Origin of the sequence: Pseudomonas sp. B21-035 (genome assembly GCF_024748945.1) — a bacterium.
In the GTDB taxonomy this organism is placed as follows: domain Bacteria; phylum Pseudomonadota; class Gammaproteobacteria; order Pseudomonadales; family Pseudomonadaceae; genus Aquipseudomonas.
In genome coordinates this window covers 957,586-977,775 of record NZ_CP087179.1, presented here as the reverse complement: position 1 = coordinate 977,775, position 20,190 = coordinate 957,586, and the positions used below count along the sequence as shown (strand labels likewise).

Annotated in this window: 23 protein-coding genes and 1 tRNA gene; 7 read left to right on the top strand and 17 right to left on the bottom strand. The window is 59.0% G+C overall.

Annotation, left to right across the window (positions count from 1 at the left end):
• Nucleotides 1–21: 21 nt before the first annotated feature.
• The 3 genes from yajC to queA are packed head-to-tail and all read right to left on the bottom strand — an operon-like array spanning nt 22 to nt 2,584.
• Complete coding sequence (gene yajC / locus LOY22_RS04420) at nt 22–357, bottom strand: preprotein translocase subunit YajC (protein ID WP_010223473.1); 336 nt, start codon at nt 355–357, stop codon at nt 22–24.
• Nucleotides 358–404: 47 nt separating this feature from the next.
• The gene (gene tgt / locus LOY22_RS04415; RefSeq protein WP_162195925.1) at nt 405–1,520 is read right to left on the bottom strand and encodes a tRNA guanosine(34) transglycosylase Tgt; all 1,116 of its coding nucleotides are present in this window, start codon (nt 1,518–1,520) and stop codon (nt 405–407) included.
• Nucleotides 1,521–1,534: 14 nt separating this feature from the next.
• A complete protein-coding gene (queA, locus tag LOY22_RS04410; RefSeq protein ID WP_123564392.1) occupies nt 1,535–2,584 on the bottom strand; it encodes a tRNA preQ1(34) S-adenosylmethionine ribosyltransferase-isomerase QueA in 1,050 nt (349 codons plus the stop codon).
• A gap of 108 nt (nt 2,585–2,692) precedes the next feature.
• Between queA and LOY22_RS04405 the strand changes: the two genes are divergently transcribed.
• The 3 genes from LOY22_RS04405 (at nt 2,693) to LOY22_RS04395 (ending at nt 5,049) form a co-directional block, all read left to right on the top strand.
• Nucleotides 2,693–2,777, top strand: a tRNA-Leu gene (locus LOY22_RS04405).
• Between the two features lie 164 nt (nt 2,778–2,941).
• Nucleotides 2,942–4,183, top strand: a complete 1,242-nt coding sequence (locus LOY22_RS04400) for a tyrosine-type recombinase/integrase (protein ID WP_258596503.1) — start codon at nt 2,942–2,944, stop codon at nt 4,181–4,183.
• A gap of 368 nt (nt 4,184–4,551) precedes the next feature.
• The gene (locus tag LOY22_RS04395; RefSeq protein WP_258596501.1) at nt 4,552–5,049 is read left to right on the top strand and encodes a GNAT family N-acetyltransferase; all 498 of its coding nucleotides are present in this window, start codon (nt 4,552–4,554) and stop codon (nt 5,047–5,049) included.
• Between the two features lie 121 nt (nt 5,050–5,170).
• Here the strand turns inward: LOY22_RS04395 and LOY22_RS04390 are convergent, their stop codons facing one another.
• From LOY22_RS04390 to sodC, 8 genes are all read right to left on the bottom strand, one after another.
• On the bottom strand, nt 5,171–5,416 hold the full coding sequence (locus LOY22_RS04390) for an RHS repeat domain-containing protein (RefSeq protein WP_258596499.1): 246 nt from the start codon (nt 5,414–5,416) through the stop codon (nt 5,171–5,173).
• Between the two features lie 411 nt (nt 5,417–5,827).
• A complete protein-coding gene (locus tag LOY22_RS04385) occupies nt 5,828–6,187 on the bottom strand; it encodes a hypothetical protein (protein ID WP_095190026.1) in 360 nt (119 codons plus the stop codon).
• Between the two features lie 320 nt (nt 6,188–6,507).
• Nucleotides 6,508–7,134 carry a hypothetical protein gene (locus tag LOY22_RS04380; protein WP_258596496.1) on the bottom strand — a complete coding sequence of 209 codons (627 nt, stop codon included), beginning with the start codon at nt 7,132–7,134 and terminating at the stop codon, nt 6,508–6,510.
• Between the two features lie 185 nt (nt 7,135–7,319).
• Entirely contained in the window at nt 7,320–7,727 is a 408-nt protein-coding gene (locus tag LOY22_RS04375) for a hypothetical protein (RefSeq protein ID WP_258596494.1), read from the bottom strand.
• Between the two features lie 196 nt (nt 7,728–7,923).
• Nucleotides 7,924–8,157, bottom strand: coding sequence for a hypothetical protein (locus LOY22_RS04370; RefSeq protein WP_258596492.1), 234 nt, complete (start codon nt 8,155–8,157; stop codon nt 7,924–7,926).
• An 840-nt stretch (nt 8,158–8,997) separates the two neighbouring features.
• On the bottom strand, nt 8,998–9,672 hold the full coding sequence (locus tag LOY22_RS04365; protein ID WP_258596490.1) for a site-specific integrase: 675 nt from the start codon (nt 9,670–9,672) through the stop codon (nt 8,998–9,000).
• 1,164 nt (nt 9,673–10,836) lie between these two features.
• On the bottom strand, nt 10,837–11,142 hold the full coding sequence (locus LOY22_RS04360) for a HigA family addiction module antitoxin (protein WP_093388223.1): 306 nt from the start codon (nt 11,140–11,142) through the stop codon (nt 10,837–10,839).
• Between the two features lie 72 nt (nt 11,143–11,214).
• Nucleotides 11,215–11,727, bottom strand: coding sequence for a superoxide dismutase family protein (gene sodC / locus LOY22_RS04355; RefSeq protein ID WP_093388085.1), 513 nt, complete (start codon nt 11,725–11,727; stop codon nt 11,215–11,217).
• Between the two features lie 137 nt (nt 11,728–11,864).
• Here sodC and LOY22_RS04350 point away from each other — a divergent pair, with 137 nt between their 5' ends.
• Nucleotides 11,865–12,341: a GNAT family N-acetyltransferase gene (locus tag LOY22_RS04350; RefSeq protein WP_213602379.1), complete on the top strand. Its 477-nt coding sequence runs from the start codon at nt 11,865–11,867 to the stop codon at nt 12,339–12,341.
• A 289-nt stretch (nt 12,342–12,630) separates the two neighbouring features.
• Nucleotides 12,631–13,296, top strand: coding sequence for a hypothetical protein (locus tag LOY22_RS04345; protein ID WP_258596486.1), 666 nt, complete (start codon nt 12,631–12,633; stop codon nt 13,294–13,296).
• Between the two features lie 14 nt (nt 13,297–13,310).
• Here the strand turns inward: LOY22_RS04345 and phnE are convergent, their stop codons facing one another.
• The 4 genes from phnE to LOY22_RS04325 are packed head-to-tail and all read right to left on the bottom strand — an operon-like array spanning nt 13,311 to nt 16,541.
• Complete coding sequence (gene phnE / locus LOY22_RS04340; protein ID WP_093388070.1) at nt 13,311–14,078, bottom strand: phosphonate ABC transporter, permease protein PhnE; 768 nt, start codon at nt 14,076–14,078, stop codon at nt 13,311–13,313.
• Nucleotides 14,075–14,902, bottom strand: a complete 828-nt coding sequence (locus tag LOY22_RS04335) for an ABC transporter permease (protein ID WP_213602383.1) — start codon at nt 14,900–14,902, stop codon at nt 14,075–14,077. The genes phnE and LOY22_RS04335 overlap by 4 nt, the downstream gene beginning before the upstream one ends.
• Nucleotides 14,896–15,690 carry a phosphonate ABC transporter ATP-binding protein gene (locus LOY22_RS04330; protein WP_213602385.1) on the bottom strand — a complete coding sequence of 265 codons (795 nt, stop codon included), beginning with the start codon at nt 15,688–15,690 and terminating at the stop codon, nt 14,896–14,898. The genes LOY22_RS04335 and LOY22_RS04330 overlap by 7 nt, the downstream gene beginning before the upstream one ends.
• Nucleotides 15,687–16,541: a putative selenate ABC transporter substrate-binding protein gene (locus LOY22_RS04325; protein ID WP_258596483.1), complete on the bottom strand. Its 855-nt coding sequence runs from the start codon at nt 16,539–16,541 to the stop codon at nt 15,687–15,689. The genes LOY22_RS04330 and LOY22_RS04325 overlap by 4 nt, the downstream gene beginning before the upstream one ends.
• Before the next feature lie 121 nt (nt 16,542–16,662).
• Between LOY22_RS04325 and selD the strand changes: the two genes are divergently transcribed.
• Together selD and mnmH are read left to right on the top strand one after the other, a co-directional pair.
• Entirely contained in the window at nt 16,663–17,697 is a 1,035-nt protein-coding gene (gene selD / locus LOY22_RS04320; protein ID WP_045196165.1) for a selenide, water dikinase SelD, read from the top strand.
• Nucleotides 17,697–18,800: a tRNA 2-selenouridine(34) synthase MnmH gene (gene mnmH / locus LOY22_RS04315; protein ID WP_258596481.1), complete on the top strand. Its 1,104-nt coding sequence runs from the start codon at nt 17,697–17,699 to the stop codon at nt 18,798–18,800. The genes selD and mnmH overlap by 1 nt, the downstream gene beginning before the upstream one ends.
• A 2-nt stretch (nt 18,801–18,802) precedes the next feature.
• Here mnmH and LOY22_RS04310 read toward each other — a convergent pair whose 3' ends face one another.
• Both LOY22_RS04310 and LOY22_RS04305 read right to left on the bottom strand, forming a co-directional pair.
• Nucleotides 18,803–19,186, bottom strand: a complete 384-nt coding sequence (locus LOY22_RS04310; protein ID WP_093388055.1) for a lysozyme inhibitor LprI family protein — start codon at nt 19,184–19,186, stop codon at nt 18,803–18,805.
• Complete coding sequence (locus LOY22_RS04305; protein WP_258596480.1) at nt 19,183–20,154, bottom strand: LysR family transcriptional regulator; 972 nt, start codon at nt 20,152–20,154, stop codon at nt 19,183–19,185. Before LOY22_RS04305 ends, LOY22_RS04310 begins: the two co-directional genes overlap by 4 nt.
• Nucleotides 20,155–20,190: the final 36 nt, after the last annotated feature.

Below are 20,190 nucleotides of genomic sequence, written 5' to 3'. Positions count from 1 at the left end.
CGATTGGTAAAAAACTGAAACTTAGATCGCTTTGAGCGTGCCTTTAGGCAGGGTCGCGGCTACGGCGCCCTTCTGGAACTTCAGCTCGACGTTGTCGGACACTTCCAGAACCACGAAGTCGTCGGCAACTTTGACGATCTTGCCGGCGATACCGCCGTTGGTGACAACTTCGTCACCTTTTTGCAGGTTGCTCAGCAGGTTTTTCTGCTCTTTGGCACGTTTGGCCTGCGGGCGCCAGATCATCAGGTAGAAGATGACCAGGAAACCGACCAGGAAAATCCACTCGAAGCCAGTACCGGCTGGGCCGGCGGCTGGGGCAGCTGCGTCCGCGTATGCGGCAGGGATCAGAAAGCTCATTTAGCACTCCAGTTGCAAATCAGTACTTGTTAGGGATCGACAGAACATCAGTCCAAGGGCGGCACAGGCAGCCCGCGCTTGGCGTAAAAGGCATCGACAAAGGCGGCCAATGTACCTTGTTGAATAGCCTCGCGTAAACCAGCCATCAAGCGCTGGTAATGACGCAAGTTATGGATCGTATTCAACATACTGCCCAACATTTCGCCGCATTTATCCAGATGATGCAGATACGCGCGGGAGAAGTTCTGGCAGGTATAGCAATCGCAGGTCGCGTCCAGGGGCGAATCATCGTGGCGATGGAACGCGTTACGGATTTTCAGCACGCCGGTATCGACAAACAGATGGCCGTTGCGCGCGTTGCGCGTGGGCATCACGCAATCGAACATGTCGACGCCGCGGCGCACACCCTCAACGAGATCTTCCGGCTTGCCTACCCCCATAAGGTAACGAGGTTTGTCAGCCGGCATCCGCCCTGGCAGGTAGTCCAGGACCTTGATCATTTCGTGCTTGGGCTCGCCCACCGACAGGCCGCCGATGGCCAGGCCGTCGAAGCCGATCTTTTCCAGGCCTTCGAGCGAGCGCATGCGCAGGTTCTCGTGCATGCCACCCTGAACAATGCCGAACAGCGCCGCAGTGCTGTCGCCGTGGGCGTTCTTCGAGCGCTGGGCCCAGCGCAGGGACAACTCCATGGACACCCGGGCGACGTCTTCATCGGCCGGGTACGGGGTGCATTCGTCGAAGATCATCACCACGTCCGAGCCCAGGTCACGCTGGACCTGCATCGACTCTTCCGGGCCCATGAACACCTTGGAGCCGTCGACCGGCGAGGCGAAGGTCACGCCCTCTTCGCGGATCTTGCGCATGGCGCCCAGGCTGAACACCTGGAAACCGCCGGAGTCGGTGAGGATCGGGCCCTGCCACTTCATGAAGTCGTGCAGGTCGCCGTGGGCCTTGATCACCTCGGTGCCCGGGCGCAGCCACAGGTGGAAGGTGTTGCCGAGGATCATGTGCGCGCCGATCGCCTCGATGTCGCGCGGCAGCATGCCCTTGACCGTGCCATAGGTGCCCACCGGCATGAACGCCGGGGTCTCGACCACGCCACGCGGGAAAGTCAGGCGGCCGCGACGGGCCTTGCCGTCAGTGGCGAGCAATTCGAAGGACATACGACAGGTGCGACTCATGCTTGATCCTCGGGGCCGCGTGGCGCCGGATTGCGGGTGATGAACATGGCATCACCGTAACTGAAGAAGCGGTACCCGTGTTCGACCGCCGCCGCATAGGCAGCCATGGTCTCGGGGTAACCGGCGAAGGCCGAAACCAGCATCAGCAGCGTGGATTCAGGCAAATGGAAGTTGGTCACCAGGGCATCGACCACATGGAACGGCCGGCCGGGGAAGATGAAGATATCGGTATCGCCACTGAAGGCCTTGAGCTCGCCATCACGGGCGGCGCTTTCCAGCGAACGCACGCTGGTGGTGCCCACGGCAACCACGCGCCCGCCACGGGCCCGGCAGGCAGCCACGGCGTCAACCACATCCTGGCCGACCTCCAGCCACTCTTTATGCATGTGGTGGTCTTCGATGCGCTCGACCCGCACCGGCTGGAAGGTACCAGCACCTACATGCAAAGTGACAAAGGCGGTTTCCACACCCTTGGCGGCGATTTTGGCCAGCAGTTCTTCGTCGAAGTGCAGGCCGGCAGTTGGCGCGGCCACGGCGCCAGCGCGCTCGGCGTACACCGTCTGGTAGCGCTCGCGGTCGGCGCCTTCATCCGGACGGTCGATATACGGCGGCAGCGGCATGTGGCCAACGCGATCAAGCAGCGGCAGTACCTCTTCGGCAAAACGCAGCTCGAACAGCGCATCGTGACGGGCGAACATCTCGGCCTCGCCACCGCCATCGATGAGAATCTGCGTGCCAGGCTTGGGCGCCTTGCTTGAACGCACGTGGGCCAGTACCCGGTGGCTGTCGAGCACGCGCTCGACGAGGATTTCCAGCTTGCCGCCGCTGGCCTTCTGGCCGAACAGACGCGCCGGAATCACCCGGGTATTGTTGAACACCATCAGATCGCCCGGGCGCAGATGCTCGAGCAGGTCGGTGAACTGGCGATGCGCCAGTGCCCCGCTCGGCCCGTCCAGGGTCAACAGCCGGCTGCTATGGCGCTGCGCCAGCGGATGGCGAGCGATCAGGGAATCAGGGAGCTCAAAGGAGAAATCGGCGACGCGCATGATGGTGTTCGGTTCGACAGGGCCGGAAAGTTTAGCCGAAACCGTGAAAATTGACCATGAAAGCTGATTGACCAACGGTAGGCGCCTCTCTATACTTCGCCGCCACAAGCCCTGATGGCGGAATTGGTAGACGCGGCGGATTCAAAATCCGTTTTCGAAAGGAGTGGGAGTTCGAGTCTCCCTCGGGGCACCAAACAGCAGTATCTGAGAGTCTCTAACAGCCTCTCAGACCCAAAGAAACCGGCCACTTGGCCGGTTTTTTTGTGCCTATCTATCTACCCCTGTCTCCCCCTATCCGTTGTATCCCTGTATCCCTGCTTGTATCCTGAGAAAAATACCGAACTTTGGGATACAAGGATGAAGCGCGCAGACATCAAGCGCCGCCCTCTCGCTGACACGACACTTGCGGGATTGGAGCCGGAATCAAAGGAGTACCGCGAGCTGGACGGCAGCGGCCTCTACTTCAGGGTTAAACCTGATGGCGGTAAGTCCTGGCAGCTTCGCTATAAACGTCCGACGGGCAACTGGGCCTGGATGGGACTTGGAGGCTATCCGGAGGTAAGTGGTGCGTTGGCACGAGACAAAGCTGCCGAACTGCGCAAGGTAGTGAGTAGCGGCGCCGATCCTCTCGAACAGAAGCGATCCGCCAAAGCAGCCATTGATGCAGCCAAGACACGCACCTTCAGAGCTGCTGCTGATGCCTGGCTCAAGGCAAAAGAAGAGAAGGGTCTTGCCCCTTCCACCCTCAATAAAATCCGTACCTATCTCGACAAAGACATTCTCCCTGCCTTGGGAGACAAACCTCTCGATGAGATCACTCGCACCGATTGCGCCGAACTCCAAGCCTCTATCGAAGCCCGAGACGCACACAACGTAGCGGAAAAATGCCGCACCTGGATCAATCAGATTTTCGGGAGAGCCATCGGTTTAGGCCTTACGGAAAACGACCCGGGAAGCCGTCTTAGGGATATCGCAGCACAGGCCCCTAAGACTCAACAACACCCGCATTTACTAGAACCAGAGTTAGGTTACTTTCTTACTGCACTGAAGAACACCCCAAGTAGGCTGACGGCCCGAACCGCTGCTTGGCTTTGCATCTGGACTGCCTCACGACCAGGCATGGTTCGCCTAGCCGAATGGAAAGAGTTCGACCTCGACAAAGCAACTTGGACGACACCAGCCGCAAAGATGAAGATGCGCAGAGACTTTGTGTGCCCACTACCACATCAAGCAGTTTCAGCCTTAAAAGAACTTCATTGCCTGACTGGCCGTAGTCGTTGGCTGTTTCCCGGAGTCGGCGCCAAAAACCCAACCATCAGTGAAAATACGATAAACAAAGTCTTCGCCACCATTGGATACAAAGGCCGGCTTGTAGGCCACGGTACTCGACATACTGCAAGCACATTACTTCGAGAGCATGGCTGGCCCAAAGAACATGTTGAAGCCCAACTAGCCCATAAAGAGGAAGGAATTTCAGGGGTGTACAACAAGGCTCAATATCTTGAGCACCGCATAACAATGATGCAGTGGTACGCCGACTACCTAGACGCCCTAGAGCGAGGGAACGTTGTCCAGGGTCAGTTCGACAAAGCCCAATGAAGGTGACTACCCTACCCCCACTCAAAAACCGTGTTACGCGTGTTACTCGTGTAACGACAACACTCAACCACTTGAAATCATTGGTATTTTTTTACGTCACACGTTCTACCCTATGTCCGTACACCTCGTGTAACGCGGCCTCGGCGTGTAACGGCCATTGGACCACCCCCTCCCTGCTGGCCCGGTCCCCAGATTGCGCACCACGCTGGATTGATGCTCCGCTATCGGGGCGTGGGGCAGCCTAATGGACGACTTGAACATTGAAGCTTTGGGACTCGAAATAGCGGGTGTGGACGTGCACTCCCTAATGCGAGATCTAGACGAGATTGAACTCGCTGTCAGTGAGTTAACGCTTTACGGTCAGTTCTATGAGCACTTCAAAGAAGGCTTTGGGCTCATCCAGCATGGGCGACACCCTGCACACAACCATCACCTACTACGTGTTGCCGGAGGCATGGCGTTCGGAGGTGTTTGGCGTCAGTTACAAGACTGCTGCTGACTATGACTGCGACCAGTGGAAACAAAGAGCCTCATCTACGGGAACCGAGTTCTGGCTGGCGTTCGAAGAAGGCAGGCCCGTCGGGATGGTCGGTGCCGCAGTCAGTGAGTCAGAGCGCTTCAATTTGATTGGGATGTGGATTGAGCCCGCAGCTCGGGGGGCTGGCATCGCAAAAGAACTGGTGGATATCGTAAAGGCTCGATCCACTGAGAGAGGTTTTGACGGCGTTTTTCTGGATGTCTCTCCTGAAAACGTTAGAGCCTCAAGCTTCTATTTGAAACAGGGGTTTGTCTTCCTGGATGAATGGGAGCCATTGGAAAGTCATCCGCATATTACTGTTCAGACTATGGTGTGGACGAAGCAGTGACCTCACCCTAAAAGGGTTGCAGCTAGGCCATCGCAATGTGACTTCCCAGGACGCTTACGCTGCAGCAACTCCAGGGTGCGCAAGGTCAGCACCGAGACGAACAGCACGGTCAACCCCGTCATCAGGAAGGTTTCCAGGCCCAAGGGAGCGATTTCAACGTCATGCATGGGGATTTACCTATGCGCCGGCCCAGGGCGTCGTAGTGGTAACGAGCCTCGCTGCTCAAGGTTGTACCCTGCCAGGTTTGCGCGCGGATCAGACGGTTTTCGCTGTCGTAGTGAAAGCGTTGCATGCCTCCGGCCGCACTGCTTTTCTCGCTGAGGTTGCCCCAGGTGTCGTAGCTGAAGCGCAAGTCCTTGAAGGCCACGAGGCGATTGCCGACGCAAAAAGCCAGTGAGATCGACCAGCTACTGCCGCATCATTGAATGCCGGGCTGACCTGTCCAAGACGTATTCCCCGTACGCTTACACTCCGGCAGCACGCGACCCGAGTCGCAATGGGTCGACAGGCAGTAACCACTATGGTCGGCAGCAATGTGCTGGGCTATGTCCAAAGTGCTGCGCCGTTGAAAGCGAGCACACACCGGACTCCAACTCCTTCGGATAACGCCGTAAAGGTCAGCCAGCCACTAATGACTGAGTGCACATGCACGATGCCATCTTTGTGCGACCACTACGATATACCAAATGAAATTATCGGCCTTTCATGTGTGCCACCAATATTATTGAATCCCAAACTGAAGTTGGGGGTCAGCATACTGGTGATATATTTTATCCTCCTAACTTGGGAAGCGCCCTTGCGTGTAAGTCCTCCAAAGATTTTCAATAAAACCAATGTCAACTCCATTCTGGAATGCCTGCGCAATCAGGCCCAGATCGTCCGATACATATGCTGCGAGATCAGAGTTTTTAGTTATTTGATAAACCTTCTTGAACGCAGCCTCTCTTATTTCCTTAATTGATACATCTTCAGGCGGGCACGACGAAATTATTTTTTCATAGCTAGTGCTCCATGCAGTATCAAACTCTATGGAATCCCTTGAGTCTAATTCAGCATCCCAATCGGTGTTTTTCCGAAAGACAAGCTCAAGAAAAACACCATCATTTATCTTAGATAAAATCTCACTTGTAGTTGTCATCTTAATCCTGCCTCCTTTAACCAGTTCTCTATTAGGTCTACAGCTTTAACTGGTGTGACGTTTTCACCCAAAACATGAGTACCATTCGGAGAGCGCACATCGACTTTTATGTCATTCAGATCTTTGTAAGCATTCCGATACGCAGCAAAAAGCTCATCATCTGTGCCCTTGAAAGCACCTTGTCGAGGACCAATAATGGGCCGCTCCGCGTCGTGCATTCGCCAGTGATCATGTTCCGCATTAGCCCCTCGAGGGAATAAGGTAGGTCTAGTTTTATCTGATCTGCTAACCTCGAAAGGTCTACCCACAGTTTTCCTCGATCAATCGTCGTACCGCGCGTCAGCCTCACGGGCAAGGGCCATTTGGTGGTCATGGCATGGCCTGCAGATCTCGTACTTGCGGCAACACCCTTCCTCGGGGTCGCGATAGTTGACCCGCTTTTCAACCTGCTGCTTACAGAACTGGCAGATCCCAGGATTATTCACACGAGTATAAAAATGCTCGCTGTGGCCCTCTTCGTCGAACTGAGGGAGTGGGTAACGATCACCTGAGTCGTCGGTGATGTACTCCCCGGTTTCATCCGTCACGATGCGGTGAAATTGCTCACGCGGATGCCCTTTCGGAGTACACCACAGGACACCAGGTCGTTCAGCGAATGGATCAATGTTCGGCGCCTTGTCTACCAGCTCGTCAATGCTGATGGTGTTGGCCTTGGCCCAACGAAAGACAGGCACCCACTCACTGGTTTCGTAGCGGTACGTCCAGAGAGCATCCGGCCAATATGGCAAGCTGAGCAGCGCTTGCTCACTGCAATGCGAAGTCTGGATGTAATGCTCCATGCCGTTCTCGATGAATCCGAGGCTGGCCGAGTCACGCAGATCCAACAGCTCAATAATCTGGCGAGTGGTGTAGTCGCGCTCACTGCGGGGCTCGATACGCTTGTTCATGCCTGCCGTTCTCCATGTTCCTGGGCGCGAGCACCGCGCCACTCTTTACGCCTCGACCCAGCGCGTGGCTGGGCTTGTGGTTTTCCGTTGTTCGTGGAGCTGGTGGTGGACGGGGTGACTTGTCGCCCTGGATGGCAGCAGCCAGCAAGCCCATGGGAGCGGTAGCCGATTGTCCTTTGAACGAATCAGCGGTCCCTACCAACGTCTCCTCGCTGTCTGTCAGGATCAACTACAGGGGCTAGTTCTTTGGCTTTAGCGACGAGAAGCTTGATGTCCTCCTCGGTGTTACCTTCAACCTCTATATCCCCAACCTTCAAACGCAGCTTGCGTCCATTTTTTCTGCCTACCCATGCAACAACCGCAGCTGTAAGAAAAGGCACGATGGCTTGAGTCATCGGAATTATGAATTCACCCGTGAGGCCGCCTGTAGCCCCTACGCTGTCAAATACAGCAAGGCGAGGACTTATAGCAGTCCCCGAAGCGTTTACTGCATCCCTAAACTCACGCAGTTCGCCTTGGTAATCCGCTCCGAAGCTGGCCGCATCATCTTGGGAACGCACTAAACTAATGGAAACTTTCAGAGCTTCATTCATACCCGACTCCTTTCTTATCGTGCCAAGGGAGCGAAAGCGACCCTCTACTACTGACCTTGCCCCACGTTTGACGGCGGGGCTTGGGGGTTCCTGGGCGACCTTTCCCATCGAAACGCCTTCAAAGCCGTTCCAGAAGGCCAGCGCAAGACCGCTTGCGCTGTGGGGATCTGTTCCCCATCCGTTACTTTAACAACTGTCAAACATGCGGGTGTTCACGACCACAGGCATCAATAAGCTGCTGCTTAAAATCTCTGTACTCTTCAAGGCTGATGATTTCCGCATCGGCCAATGTGGAGATGATCCCGAAGGCCACACCGTAGTAGTACCCATCATAAGGCACTCCATCTAACTGGCGCTCAAAACACCCATTTATCAGGCTGTTGATGCGTGGTAACTGCATATTACGAATTGCATTTTTCATCTCATTCATTTTGAAGATTTTTCCTACCCAACTAAGCCGTTCTCATGAACATGGCAGTAACCGCCTAGCAGAGCTACCCATCTGCTGGGTGAATCGATAGCATTCCCCCCTGTAATAATATTTCGGCAGGGATTGCCTTCTACTGTGGCATCTGCACAGTAGACGCAATAAGAAGAACGATGCCAACTGAGGTACTGACTTTTTGTCACACCGTAATATTTAGCGGTGTACTCCACCGGATCACGGGAGTAAGCAACAACGTCTTCGGCGGGCAGCGGGATGGATTTACTTCCATATGGACCTGCATGAGTCGCCTGAAAAGTCACTCCTTTCTCAGCCAGGTCCCCAATAAATAACTCGTTACTCAAAGTAATTTCCTCGTCAATTAACTACTTCAAGAAGGAACGCGTATGAGACTCTCGGCCAGTACGACGCTCAAAATCCTTCCGTTTGGCCACGGCCAACAGGTAGCACTGTGTGCATGCCGCATCAGGCGCTGCAGCCTTGATCGCAGCAGTGGAGCGTAGTACGTAGCATCCACATACGCATTTACAAACCCATCGAGCTTTTCTGTCGGCAGAAATCCCGATTACAACCAGCCGTCCCATCCGAATGGATGTGAAGTCTTTGAACGAGGGATTCAATAACTGAGCCTTAGTCGGCGCCGTTATCGGTAACGGTAGATCGGAGTCCTGGTCAGTCTCATTCGCCCTGAACTCAAACGACTCACCGCCTGAAATCACCCGAGCGGCAGTAGCATCAACTGGTATTTCGTTCCCTAATTTCAACTCTGATTCCTCGCGTTTTGCTATCCATGGCATTCAAACGTAAAAAGAGTCGTCGATATCACTATGCCAGCGCAAGTTCAAATGCACGCCGAACTGCCTGCATATCCACCGTTAGGTAAGGCTTGCTGTGATCCAAGCATGCATGCCCTAGCATGGTCTGCACTATCTCGACATCGCCGGTGGCGGCCAAGATTTTTGCAGCAAGCGAGCGCCTGCCACTATGCGAGGAGCCCTGTTTGATACCCGCTTGTCGGTATAACCTGCTGATAGTTTGCTGCAATGAATCACAGGCTTGGTACACCTCCGGCCCGCTGTCCAGCTGGCGATGTTTGAATGCCAGTTCAAAGGCTTGCCCTTTGTGTGTCATGACCAGCTTTGAGCCTGGCCGGAATCCTCGATACTCATCTATGCCTGAAAGCCCCCAGCGGCGCCGAGCGCGCACGCCAAACCACGCATCAAGCGCGGCAAGGCATCGAGCATGAGTCAGATACACGTTTCGCGGCCGACAGCCTTTGGTGATGTCTGCGCGCAAGTAGACCTCGGGCTTGATAGCACCGCTGGCATACAGCACGTCGCCAATCTCCAGCAAAGCCAACTCGGTGACACGAATGCCGGTGGTATGCGTGAGCCACAACAACATCACATCACGCTCCGGCATGCGGCCAGTGACAGAGGCTACGCGGATCAGGTGTTTGAATTGTCCAGGACGAAGGGATGCAGCACGGTGAGGATTCATAGGGGTGGGCTCTCTGTCAGGATTAGACGGGAATCAGGATCAATCCAAAGAGAGTTGGCAGCAGGCCTCCAGCAAAGCCTACCACCAGTGATTTCGCAATGTTCACGGAAAACTCGGGCTAAAGACGTTACACAGTTCGCTATCGTTACACCGCACACTCTGCGCGATACAAAACGGTGTGACCTTGTTTTTTCACAACAAAATCAATAACTTGCTTATAAACGTCACACCTGAAACACCAGTTACACGTCTTTTAAGATGTCCACCCCGCCCCCCATCGGCAATGAGCACCATCAGCGAAGAGATTCCAGCAGGAGCCGGGGGACCCTGAGCAAATGAGACACATACGGGGTCGGAAACCCGCGGGACTTTGTTAGCACCAGGGTGCCCAGCTTAGTGAACAGGTGAATCGGGTGAACACACCCGTCTGGGTGGTGAACCCAATCAATTATTCTCCTGGCTACTGACCCATCTCCTCGGGGACCGTCAACCTCGTCAACTGTCAACCATCGTCAACCGACCAGCCTCTAGCAAGACGGCGAGGGTTTCCGACCCCGTGCCCTTCAGATAGTCCCAGGGGCCCCGGCGGCATTTTGGCGACTGATTGCTTTCTGCCATCCTCCAGCTAACCTCCATCCCTGCTGGTTATCGCGCACCTCAGCCAGCACAACAGACATGGTTAAAAATGTGAGTCATTACCGATCCGACACACGGAAGCGAGGACTAGCAAATGCAATCATTTATCGTGAACAGAAACGTTCAACCCAACGGCGACTACGAAGTGCACAACACGACGACTGGATGCACATTCATGCCGCTGCTGGAGAATCAGGTATCACTCGGAAATCACCTATCCTGTACCGGTGCTGTTAGCGCCGCACGAGGGGCAAATCCCACACTACGAATTAATGGTTGCTACTATTGCTGCAACCCTTGCCACACCAGCTAGGTTCTCCAAGGAAAGCACAGCGGGGTTTACAGGTCGTTTATGCCCAGATCTAGGATTGTGCAGTCATAGGCCCAAGCAAGCTGTATCCCCGCGTGTATCCCTAACTATATAATCCGGCTGTAGGCTGCGGATTATATGGAATACTCCAGTCTCCCTCGGGGCACCAAACGCAAAAAGAAACCGACCCCAGGGTCGGTTTTTTTGTGCCCGGCAATTCAAGCACAAGCCACCAGGCGCCGCACTTGCCGGTGGATCTCATCGCCGTGATTCAACTCGGCCGTGCGCAGGTCAAACGCCGTCTGCAGGTTGAGCCAGAACTCCGGCGTAGTGTCCAGGCAAGTGGCGAGGCGCAAGGCCATGTCTGCCGAAACGCCACGACGTCGAGAAAGAACCGCATTTATCGCAGAGACAGACACGCCCAACGCGCGAGCCAAAGCGGCGACACTAACACCCAACTCACTCTGAAAATCTTCGCGCAGGACTTCCCCTGGGTGTACCGGACGCATGGCGTTTTTGCAGATCATGATGCACCTCAGTGAAAGTCCGTTATTGCAACACGTGCAGGCCTAGCGCATTGCGCAGTGGATAGCCCTTTATTGCACCACCCCACACGCAATCCGCGCCCCACCACCACCCAACGCCTGCGGGTGATCGCTGTGGTTATCGCCGCCGCCATGCACCATCAGCGCATGGCCCTTGAACTCGTCGGCCTTCAGGCGTGGGGCCAGGACCGGGTAGCGGGCGGTGCCGTCGGCGCTGACATACAAGGCGGGCAAGTCGCCCTTGTGCCCGGCATCGTCGTACGGGCCCAGGTGTTTTTTACTCTGCTGCGGGTCCCAATGCCCGCCCGCAGAACCTGCCGGCGTGGTCTTGCCGTCGGCGGTGGCCGGTGCGCAGGAGGGGTTTTCGTGCAGGTGAAAGCCGTGTACGCCCGGCGGCAAGTCGCGCAGGTCAGGCGTGAGCAAAGTGCCGTACTTATTCTGTTCAAGGGTAATGGTACCGACAGGTTTGGCGCTGCCGTCGGCGCCCACCAGGGCCATTTCCACGGTCTGGGCCTGAGCCAGGCCCGCTGTTGCCAGGGCGGCGGTGAACAGAAGTGCTTTCATGATGTTGCTCCTTGTGGGTCGATGCAGCCGAAGGGCACCTTATCAAGGTGGACCCTGGCGCAGCGTGGGGATTCCATTACCAGCTTTGTCGAAGTGTGTAGGATCACTGTTCCCTCATTTGCTGATCGAGTCGCGCCATGCAATTGACCCACCGCCCCGTCCAGCCTCAGGACATCGCTGCCATCTGCTGCTTCCCCCAAGGCCCGGACGAGCTGTTCTACATGTTCCCCAAAGCTGCGTACCCGCTGACACCCGCGCAATTGAGCGAGGCTATCGCCCAGCGCAGCGGCTCCACTGTGGTCGAGGGTGACGGTACGCTGCTGGCCTTTGCCAACTTCTACAAGGCCGAGCATGGCGGCGTCTGCGCCCTCGGCAATGTGGTGGTGGCCCCCGCCGCGCGCGGTCATGGCGTGGCACGTTATCTGGTGCAGAGCATGATCGAGCTGGCTCGCAGCCAGTTCGAAGCGCGCGAGGTGCAGGTGTCGTGTTTCAACAGCAATGCCGCCGGGCTGCTGCTTTATCCACAGCTGGGCTTTGAGCCTTTTGCCATCGAGGAGCGCCAGGGCCCTGGCAATACCCGGGTGGCGCTGGTGCAGATGAAGCAGGCGCTGTAATCGATCGAGCACCAGATTCAGATGGATGCGATTTGTGAAACCATCGAGCGCTGACCTGCGTCCGGATAGCCCACTAATAGCGAGCGCTTCGCGCTCGATCGCTGGCAGGGCCAGCTCCCACAGGATTGGGCGAACACAGGTCCACTGTAGGAGCCGGCCTTGCAAGCCTTACCTGGTTGTCCGTGGGACTGGGTTTGCAACAAGCCGAGAACACATCCGCCAAAACCCAGTGATGATTTCCCCGGCGCGGCCGTTATCCTCAAGGTAAGCCCCTGCCCATGAGGTAACGATGTTTCAACAATGGAGCGAAATGCTGCAGCTCTACAAACGCAGCCGCCCGAACTATTGGCACGCCATCCGCAACAATCCGCTGGCCCCGCACCTGTTGCCGACCTGGCTGGTGGTGCTGGCAACCGTCCTGGTGGTCAGCGCCTCGTTCAGCGTGCAACAACACCCCCTAGGCCCGGTCACGGTGATGCTCAGCACCAGCCTGTGCATGTGGGCGATGTTGCTGGCCCGTGAGTACTTTGTCGCCGAGCAGTTCAAAAGCCTGTATCAACGCCACGCCATCGCCAGCCAGCCGCTGCTGCAGCGCGACAGCTACCTGCGCTACGCGCATTTCCTGCAGATGCTTGAGCAGAACGCTGTCAGTGCAGCCCAGGCTGGCGAGATCGCGGCGTTTGCGAAGATCTCCGAAAACCCGCCAAAGTCGTTGAACCTGACCCAGAACGCGATGTTCGTGGCGATCATCACCTTCCTCGCCACCATTGCCGCCGAGAAGGCCAAGCTCACCGAGCTGTGGGCGTTCGGCAAAGGCAACCTGGTCATCCTGTTGACCTTCGTCGTGTTGCTTGTACTGTGGTTCGGCTTGATGGTGGTGCGTGATCACCTGCACTACAAGGAGCGGATCATCCGCTACCTGGAATGGGCCAGCCATGATCTGCCCAAGCCCTGATCATCCTGCGGCTTTCAAGCCCGCACAAAGCGCTGCCGGAGCACATCGCTCAAGGCATCGACCAGCAACACCAGCACCAGCATGGCGATGATCACCGTGCTGGCCCGGGCTTCCTGGAACAGGCTCAGGGTGGTGTAGAGCATCTGCCCCAGGCCGCCGGCACCGACAAAACCCAGCACGCTGGCCATGCGGATGTTGTTTTCCCAGCGGTACAGGCTGTAGGCAAGCATCTGCGGCCAGAGGTTAGGCAAGGTGCCGAAGCAGAATGCAGTGACCTGGCTGCCGCCTTGCAGACGAATGGCTGCAGCCGGCTCTGGCGGGGCGTTTTCCAGTGCCTCGGCGAACAGCCGGCCGAGAACACCTGAGGTGTGCAAAGCCAGGGCCAGGGTCCCGGCATTGGGCCCAAGGCCCGCGGCCAGGACAGTCAAGGCTGCCCACACCAGCTCTGGTATCGCGCGCAGGGCGTTAAGCAGCAGGCGCGCAACGCCTTGCAGCGGCCAGCCGAACCGCCCGGCGGCAGGCAAGGCCAGCATCAGCCCGAGCACCACCGCTAGCAAAGTACCCAGGCCCGACATGGCCAGGGTTTCCAATGCGCCCTTGGCGACCGCCCGCAGGTGCTCGGGGCTCAGGTCGGGGCTGAGGAAGCGCAGCGCATAAGCGCCCATCTGCCCTAACCCGCCGTTGCCAAACAGCGCCTGCAGATCAAGGCTCAAGTAAGCGAACGAAGCTGCCACCGCCGCCACCAGTGCCAGCACCAGCGCGGTATTGATCAGCACTCTCATGCCAACCTCCCGCGCAGCAGGCGGCTGAGCTGGTCGGCCAGCCATACCAGCAACAGAAATGTCAGCAGCATGCTCGCCACCTCGGCGCCGGCGAACATGCGCATGGAGAGGTCGATCTGCTGGCCGAGCCCCCCTGCACCGACAAAACCCATCACCACCGAGGCACGGATCGCACACTCCCAGCGGTACACCGTATAAGACACCAGCTCCGCCGCCGCAGTCGGCAGGATGCCGTAGCAGAACGCGCTCAAGCGGCTGCTGCCGGTCTGCAACAAGGCATGCGCCGGGCGCTGGTCGACCGATTCGAAAATCTCGGCATAGACCTTACCAAGCATGCCGCTGTAGGTGATGGCGATGGCCAGCACCCCGGCGGTCGGGCCCAGGCCCACGGCACGCACGAACAGCAGCGCCCAAACGATCTCCGGCACGCTGCGCAAAAAGATCAACAGGCCGCGCACCGGCAGACGCAGGGTGCGCGACCAGAAGCCCAGGCGACCGCCACGGGAAGCGGCGCGCAACGACAGCGCCCGGCTGGCCAGCAGGCTGGCCGGGATCGCCAGCAGCAACGCCAGGGTCATGCCGGCGGTGGCTACGGCCAGGGTTTGCAAGGTGGCCTCAAGCAGCAGCCGAAGAAAGTCCGCTTCATGGGCTGGCGGCCAGAAGGCGCTGACAAAATTACCCATCTCCCGGCGGTTATCGGCCTGCAGAAGCACCCCAGGGTTGAGCTCGCTGAGGCGGATACCCGGCCACAGCAAGGCTATCGCCAGCAGCGCCAGCAACAGCCTGGGCAACGCCGCCGGGTCACGGCGATCGGCCTTCAGCATCGGGGAATCTGCAGGTTCAAGGCCGGCAGCGGTAACGCCGGCGGCAGCAGTTGCTCGTTGGCATACAAGGCATCGAGCATGGCGCTGGACACCTCGCTCGCCGGGCGGTCAAAGACGATGCGCCCCTCGCGAATACCGATAACCCGCGCAAAATGCGCCAGCGCCAGCTCTACCGCATGCAGGCTGGCGATCAGGGTCACGCGGCGTTCGCTGGCATGCTGGTTGAGGGTTTTCAGGCTGTGTTCGGCGAGCACCGGGTCCATCGCCGAGACCGGTTCGTCAGCCAGCAACATCTGCGGTTGCTGGTACAACGCGCGGGCAATGCCGACCCGCTGCAACTGGCCACCGGACAATTGCCCGCACTGGACAAAAATCTTCTCGGCCATGCCAAGGGTCGTCAGCACCTCGCGCACACCGGCGACATCCGTCGGGTGCAGCAGGTTGAGCAGCCCGCGCAAGGTGCTCCACTGCCCCAGGCGCCCGGCCAGTACTGCGGTTACCACCCGCTGGCGTGGTGGCAACGGCGGCGTCTGGTGGATCAGGGCGATACGCGCGCGCAGGCGCTGAAGCGCAGCGGCCGACAAGCGCCAGGGTGTCACGCCGAGCAGCTCTACGTTGCCGGTACTGGGCGCGATGGCCGTGCCCAGCAGTTGCAGCAAGCTCGACTTGCCCGCGCCCGACGGGCCGATGATCGCCACCCGCTCGCCGACGCCAACCTGCAGGTCGATGCCGTGCAGCGCCTGGACTTGGCCGTGGCGCAGGCTGGCGCCGCGCAAACGGATGGTCATTTCAGCAAGTCGGCGGCGCGCGCGGCCTCTTCGATGCCCTTGTAGTTATCCGGGCTGGTTTCGATGAAGCGGCTCGCAGCCTGTAGGTCGAGGATGGCTTTGTCGTCAGGTTTGGCCGGATCGAGGTCGAGGAAGGCCTGCTTGATCCTGGCTTTGAGTGCCGGCTCGAGGCTGCCGCGCACGGTCCAGTTGTAGTCGTAGTAGCTTGGGGTGGTGGCGAACACCTTGACCTTGTTGGTATCGACCTTGCCTGCGGCCACCAGTTTGTCCCAGACGCTGGCGTTGAGCACGCCGGCGTCGACCTTGCCGGCCTGGACCCAGGCGGCAGTGGCGTCGTGGGCACCGGAATAGGCAACACGGCTGAAGTAACTCTCCGGCTTGATGTTGTCATTCTTGAGCATGAAGTAGCGCGGCATCAGGCTGCCCGAGGTGGATGAAACAGACCCGAAGGCAAAGGTCTTGCCCTTGAGGTCGGCAAGGCTCTTCACATCAGGATTGGCAGTGATGAATTTGCTGTTGAACTTGGCATCCTGTTCGCGCTGCACCAAAGGCGTGGCGGTCGGGTCCTTGAGATGTACCTGGACGAACGTAAAGCCGCCGAGCCAGGCCAGATCCAGGCGATCGGTGGCCAGCGCCTCGACCACCGCCGGGTAGTCGGCCACCGGCACAAACTGGACCTTCATCCCCAGCTTCTGCTCCAGGTACTCGCCCAATGGCTTGAACTTGCGCAGCAGTTCGGTCGGCGCTTCGTCAGGGATGGCACTGACTCGCAGTGTGTCGGCCGCCATGGCCAGGTAGGACGAGCACGACAATACCAGGCCGGCAAACAGCGCCAGGGGACGTTTGAGCATGGGGATTCTCCGGTTCAATAGCGGGGAAAGGGCCACACGGGCCACCCCGGAAATTATAAGAGGCATCGGCGTAAAGACCAGCTTTGCTACACTCGGGCCTTCACGAATTTTCGAGGTGCGTATGAGCGAGCCGATTCGCCTGACCCAGTACAGCCATGGCGCCGGCTGTGGCTGCAAGATCTCTCCGAAGATGCTCGAGGTGATCCTCGCCGAAAGCGGCACCCAGGCCCTGGACCCCAAGCTCTGGGTCGGCAACGCCTCGCGCGACGACGCAGCCGTCTACGCCCTCGATGACGAACGCGGTGTGGTTTCGACCACTGACTTTTTCATGCCCATCGTCGATGACCCCTATGACTTCGGCCGCATCGCCGCCACCAACGCCATCAGCGACATCTACGCCATGGGCGGTGACCCGCTGATGGCCATCGCCATTCTTGGCTGGCCGGTCAATGTGCTGGCGCCGGAAGTGGCCCGTGAAGTGATCCGTGGCGGCCGCGCCGTCTGCGCCGAGGCCGGTATTCCACTCGCCGGGGGCCACTCCATCGATGCCCCCGAGCCGATCTTCGGCCTGGCCGTGACCGGCGTGGTGCAAAAGCGCCACATGAAGCGCAACGATACCGCCACCGTCGGTTGTCGCCTGTACCTGACCAAGCCGCTGGGCATCGGTATCCTCACCACCGCCGAGAAAAAAGCCAAGCTGCGCGACCAGGACAAGGGCCTGGCCCGCGACTGGATGTGCACTTTGAATACCCCGGGCAGCCGCTTCGGCAAGCTGGCCGGGGTCAAGGCCATGACCGACGTCACCGGCTTCGGCCTGCTCGGCCACCTGGTGGAACTGGCCGACGGCAGCGGCCTCAGCGCCCGCCTGAACTACAGCGCGGTGCCCCGCCTGCCGAGCGTTGAGCACTACCTGAGTGAGGGCTGCGTTCCGGGCGGCACCCTGCGCAACTTCGACAGCTATGGCGAAAAAATCGCCGCGCTGAGCGACGAGCAAAAGCACCTACTGTGCGACCCGCAAACCAGCGGCGGCCTGCTGGTGGCGGTGGCGCCAGAGGGTGAAGCGGAGTTTCTCGCCGTGGCCGGCGAACTGGGCCTGAACCTGGCGCCAATCGGCGAGCTGGTCGAGCGACAGAGCCATGCAGTTGAGGTGCTTTGATGCGCGACAACTGCACCGACTACCGCCAGCTGTTTCTTAACGATGTAGCCATGATGGACATGCGCGCCCCGGTCGAATTCAGCAAGGGCGCCTTCCCCCACGTGATCAACCTGCCGCTGATGAACGACCTTGAACGGCAGAAGGTCGGCACCTGCTACAAGCAGCAGGGCCAGCAGGCCGCCATCGCCCTCGGCCATCAACTGGTCAGCGGCCCGCTCAAGGACCAACGCATTGCCGCCTGGGCGGCCTTCGCCCGGGCCAACCCCGAGGGTTACCTCTACTGCTTTCGCGGCGGCCTGCGCTCGCAGATCGCCCAGCAGTGGCTCAAGTCTGAAGCCGGCATCCACTACCCCAAGGTGGTCGGCGGTTACAAGGCGATGCGCAACTTCCTGCTGCATACCACCCAGCAAGCGGTAACCGACTGTGACTTCGTGCTGATCGGCGGCCTCACCGGCACCGGCAAGACCGAGGTGCTGCAAACGCTGGACAATGCGCTTGATCTGGAAGGCCACGCCAATCACCGCGGCTCAAGCTTCGGCAAACGCGCTACCGGCCAGCCGGCACAGATCGACTTCGAGAACCAGCTGGCCATCGACGTACTGAAAAAACGCGCACGCGGCGTCGAGCAATTTGTACTCGAAGATGAGGGCCGCATCGTCGGCAGTTGCACCCTGCCGCTGGAGCTTTACCAGGGCATGCAGCACTACCCGCTGGTGTGGCTGGAAGACAGCTTTGACAACCGGGTCGAGCGGATTCTGCGCGATTACGTGATCGACCTGAGCGCCGAGTTCGTTGCCTTGCACGGGGATGAAAACGGCCTGCCGCAGTTTGCCGAACGCCTGACCCAAAGCATGGCCAACATCCTCAAGCGCCTCGGCGGCGAGCGTTATCAGCGGTTGTCGGCGTTACTCGAGCAAGCGCTGCAAGAGCAGCTTCACACGGGTGAGGTGGACCTGCACCGAGCCTGGATCAGCGGCCTGCTCAACGAGTACTACGACCCGATGTACGCCTACCAGCGCCAGAGCAAGGCCGAGCGTATCGAGTTTGCCGGCGACCAGCGCGAAGTGCGCGAGTACCTGCGTGCTCGCGCCACCCGGCGCTGACCTCAAGGCTGCAGCAAGGCCTGCAGTTCATCGGCGCGGTCGCGGGTACTGCCGAGGATGCAACCGGCACCATTGAGCTGATCCATGGTGCCGCCGGTGAGGCTGTAATACAGGTTGCAGTTGGCGTCGCGGTACTTGATCCAGGCCCGCTGGGCTTCACGCAGCTGGGTTTGCTGCGGCCCTTCGAGGCCGGCCATGGCCTTTTTGTAGGCACTGTTGAGGCGGCTGTCCTGGCGTTTGATCTCGGCGCCGTTGCAGTTGTTCATGGCCAGGGTGGATTCGGCGGTTTTCATGCAGGCGCTGTAGGCCTGTGAGTATTCGTCCTGGGCCTGGGCTATTGAAGAACAACAGACCAACAGGCCGACAAGCAAAAATGGATGTTTCATTCTGCGGACTCCTTCTTGGGTGGGAGCGGCGGTGCGACGCCTCGACTTGCCCCGCGATCAGGCCGGCCATATTGACACACCTGCATCACCTTCTCGCGCAACCAGCGATGCCCCGCCTCCCCTTCGCGGCGCTGATGCCAGGCCTGCTGGAAGGCAAAGGGTTTGATTGCCAATGGTGGCGCAAACCTGCGCAGGCGTGAATCCAGCGCACCGCTGTCCAGGCTGCGGCGGGCCACGGTCAGGATCAGGTCGGTGCCGGCAATCACTTCCTGGGCCGCTGTCCAATGGGGCAAGGCCAGCGCCACCCGGCGCCGGGCACCGATGCCCTGGAGCGCCAGGTCAATCTCGTTGTCGATACCCGGACGCACTGCCACCAGCACATGCGGCCGTGCCAGCCACGCATCCAGGCTCAGGCCGCCCCGCACAGGCAAACTGCTGCGATCGGCGATGCAGGTGAAGGACTCTTCAAACAGCGTCTGCGCCCGCAGCTCCTCGGCCATTTGCGGAAACACCGCCAGAGCCAGGTCGGCCTCGCCGTCGAACAGCTGGCCGAGCATGGCCTCACGGCTGCCCTGGGAGACAATCAGATCGATCCCCGGCGCCTCTTCGCGCAACATGCGCATCAAGCCGGGCAACACTACCCGCGCGCCGTAATCAGACATCGCCAGACGAAAACTGCGCTGCGCCCGACGCGGGTCGAAACCGGGGCTGCCGAGCAAGCCGTCGAGCTGCTCCAGCGCCTGCTGCAAAGGCTCGATCAGGGCCTGGGCGCGCGCCGTGGCGTGCAGACGACCACCGCGACGCACCAGCAACGGATCACCGAACAGCTCACGCAGTTGCGCCAGGGCATGGCTGACCGCCGGCTGGCTACGATGCAGGCGCAAGGCCGCGCGCGAGACATGCTGCTCGGCCAGCAGCGCGTGCAGGGTCAACAGCAGGTTGAGGTCGATCCGGCGCAGATCATCCATCAGACGAATAACTCCTGTGCAGCATTCGAATTTCCA

Coding starts and splice junctions, on each gene's coding strand:
- LOY22_RS04400 (WP_258596503.1), top strand. CDS start 2,942: ATGAAGCGCGCAGACATCAAGCGCCGCCCTCTCGCTGACACGACACTT.
- LOY22_RS04375 (WP_258596494.1), bottom strand. CDS start 7,727: ATGAATGAAGCTCTGAAAGTTTCCATTAGTTTAGTGCGTTCCCAAGAT.
- LOY22_RS04345 (WP_258596486.1), top strand. CDS start 12,631: ATGTTTCAACAATGGAGCGAAATGCTGCAGCTCTACAAACGCAGCCGC.
- selD (WP_045196165.1), top strand. CDS start 16,663: ATGAGCGAGCCGATTCGCCTGACCCAGTACAGCCATGGCGCCGGCTGT.
- queA (WP_123564392.1), bottom strand. CDS start 2,584: ATGCGCGTCGCCGATTTCTCCTTTGAGCTCCCTGATTCCCTGATCGCT.
- LOY22_RS04305 (WP_258596480.1), bottom strand. CDS start 20,154: ATGGATGATCTGCGCCGGATCGACCTCAACCTGCTGTTGACCCTGCAC.
- LOY22_RS04395 (WP_258596501.1), top strand. CDS start 4,552: ATGAGCACTTCAAAGAAGGCTTTGGGCTCATCCAGCATGGGCGACACC.
- LOY22_RS04335 (WP_213602383.1), bottom strand. CDS start 14,902: ATGCTGAAGGCCGATCGCCGTGACCCGGCGGCGTTGCCCAGGCTGTTG.
- LOY22_RS04385 (WP_095190026.1), bottom strand. CDS start 6,187: ATGACAACTACAAGTGAGATTTTATCTAAGATAAATGATGGTGTTTTT.
- mnmH (WP_258596481.1), top strand. CDS start 17,697: ATGCGCGACAACTGCACCGACTACCGCCAGCTGTTTCTTAACGATGTA.
- tgt (WP_162195925.1), bottom strand. CDS start 1,520: ATGTCCTTCGAATTGCTCGCCACTGACGGCAAGGCCCGTCGCGGCCGC.
- LOY22_RS04310 (WP_093388055.1), bottom strand. CDS start 19,186: ATGAAACATCCATTTTTGCTTGTCGGCCTGTTGGTCTGTTGTTCTTCA.
- LOY22_RS04350 (WP_213602379.1), top strand. CDS start 11,865: ATGCAATTGACCCACCGCCCCGTCCAGCCTCAGGACATCGCTGCCATC.
- LOY22_RS04365 (WP_258596490.1), bottom strand. CDS start 9,672: ATGAATCCTCACCGTGCTGCATCCCTTCGTCCTGGACAATTCAAACAC.
- phnE (WP_093388070.1), bottom strand. CDS start 14,078: ATGAGAGTGCTGATCAATACCGCGCTGGTGCTGGCACTGGTGGCGGCG.
- LOY22_RS04325 (WP_258596483.1), bottom strand. CDS start 16,541: ATGCTCAAACGTCCCCTGGCGCTGTTTGCCGGCCTGGTATTGTCGTGC.
- LOY22_RS04370 (WP_258596492.1), bottom strand. CDS start 8,157: ATGAATGAGATGAAAAATGCAATTCGTAATATGCAGTTACCACGCATC.
- LOY22_RS04380 (WP_258596496.1), bottom strand. CDS start 7,134: ATGAACAAGCGTATCGAGCCCCGCAGTGAGCGCGACTACACCACTCGC.
- yajC (WP_010223473.1), bottom strand. CDS start 357: ATGAGCTTTCTGATCCCTGCCGCATACGCGGACGCAGCTGCCCCAGCC.
- LOY22_RS04330 (WP_213602385.1), bottom strand. CDS start 15,690: ATGACCATCCGTTTGCGCGGCGCCAGCCTGCGCCACGGCCAAGTCCAG.
- sodC (WP_093388085.1), bottom strand. CDS start 11,727: ATGAAAGCACTTCTGTTCACCGCCGCCCTGGCAACAGCGGGCCTGGCT.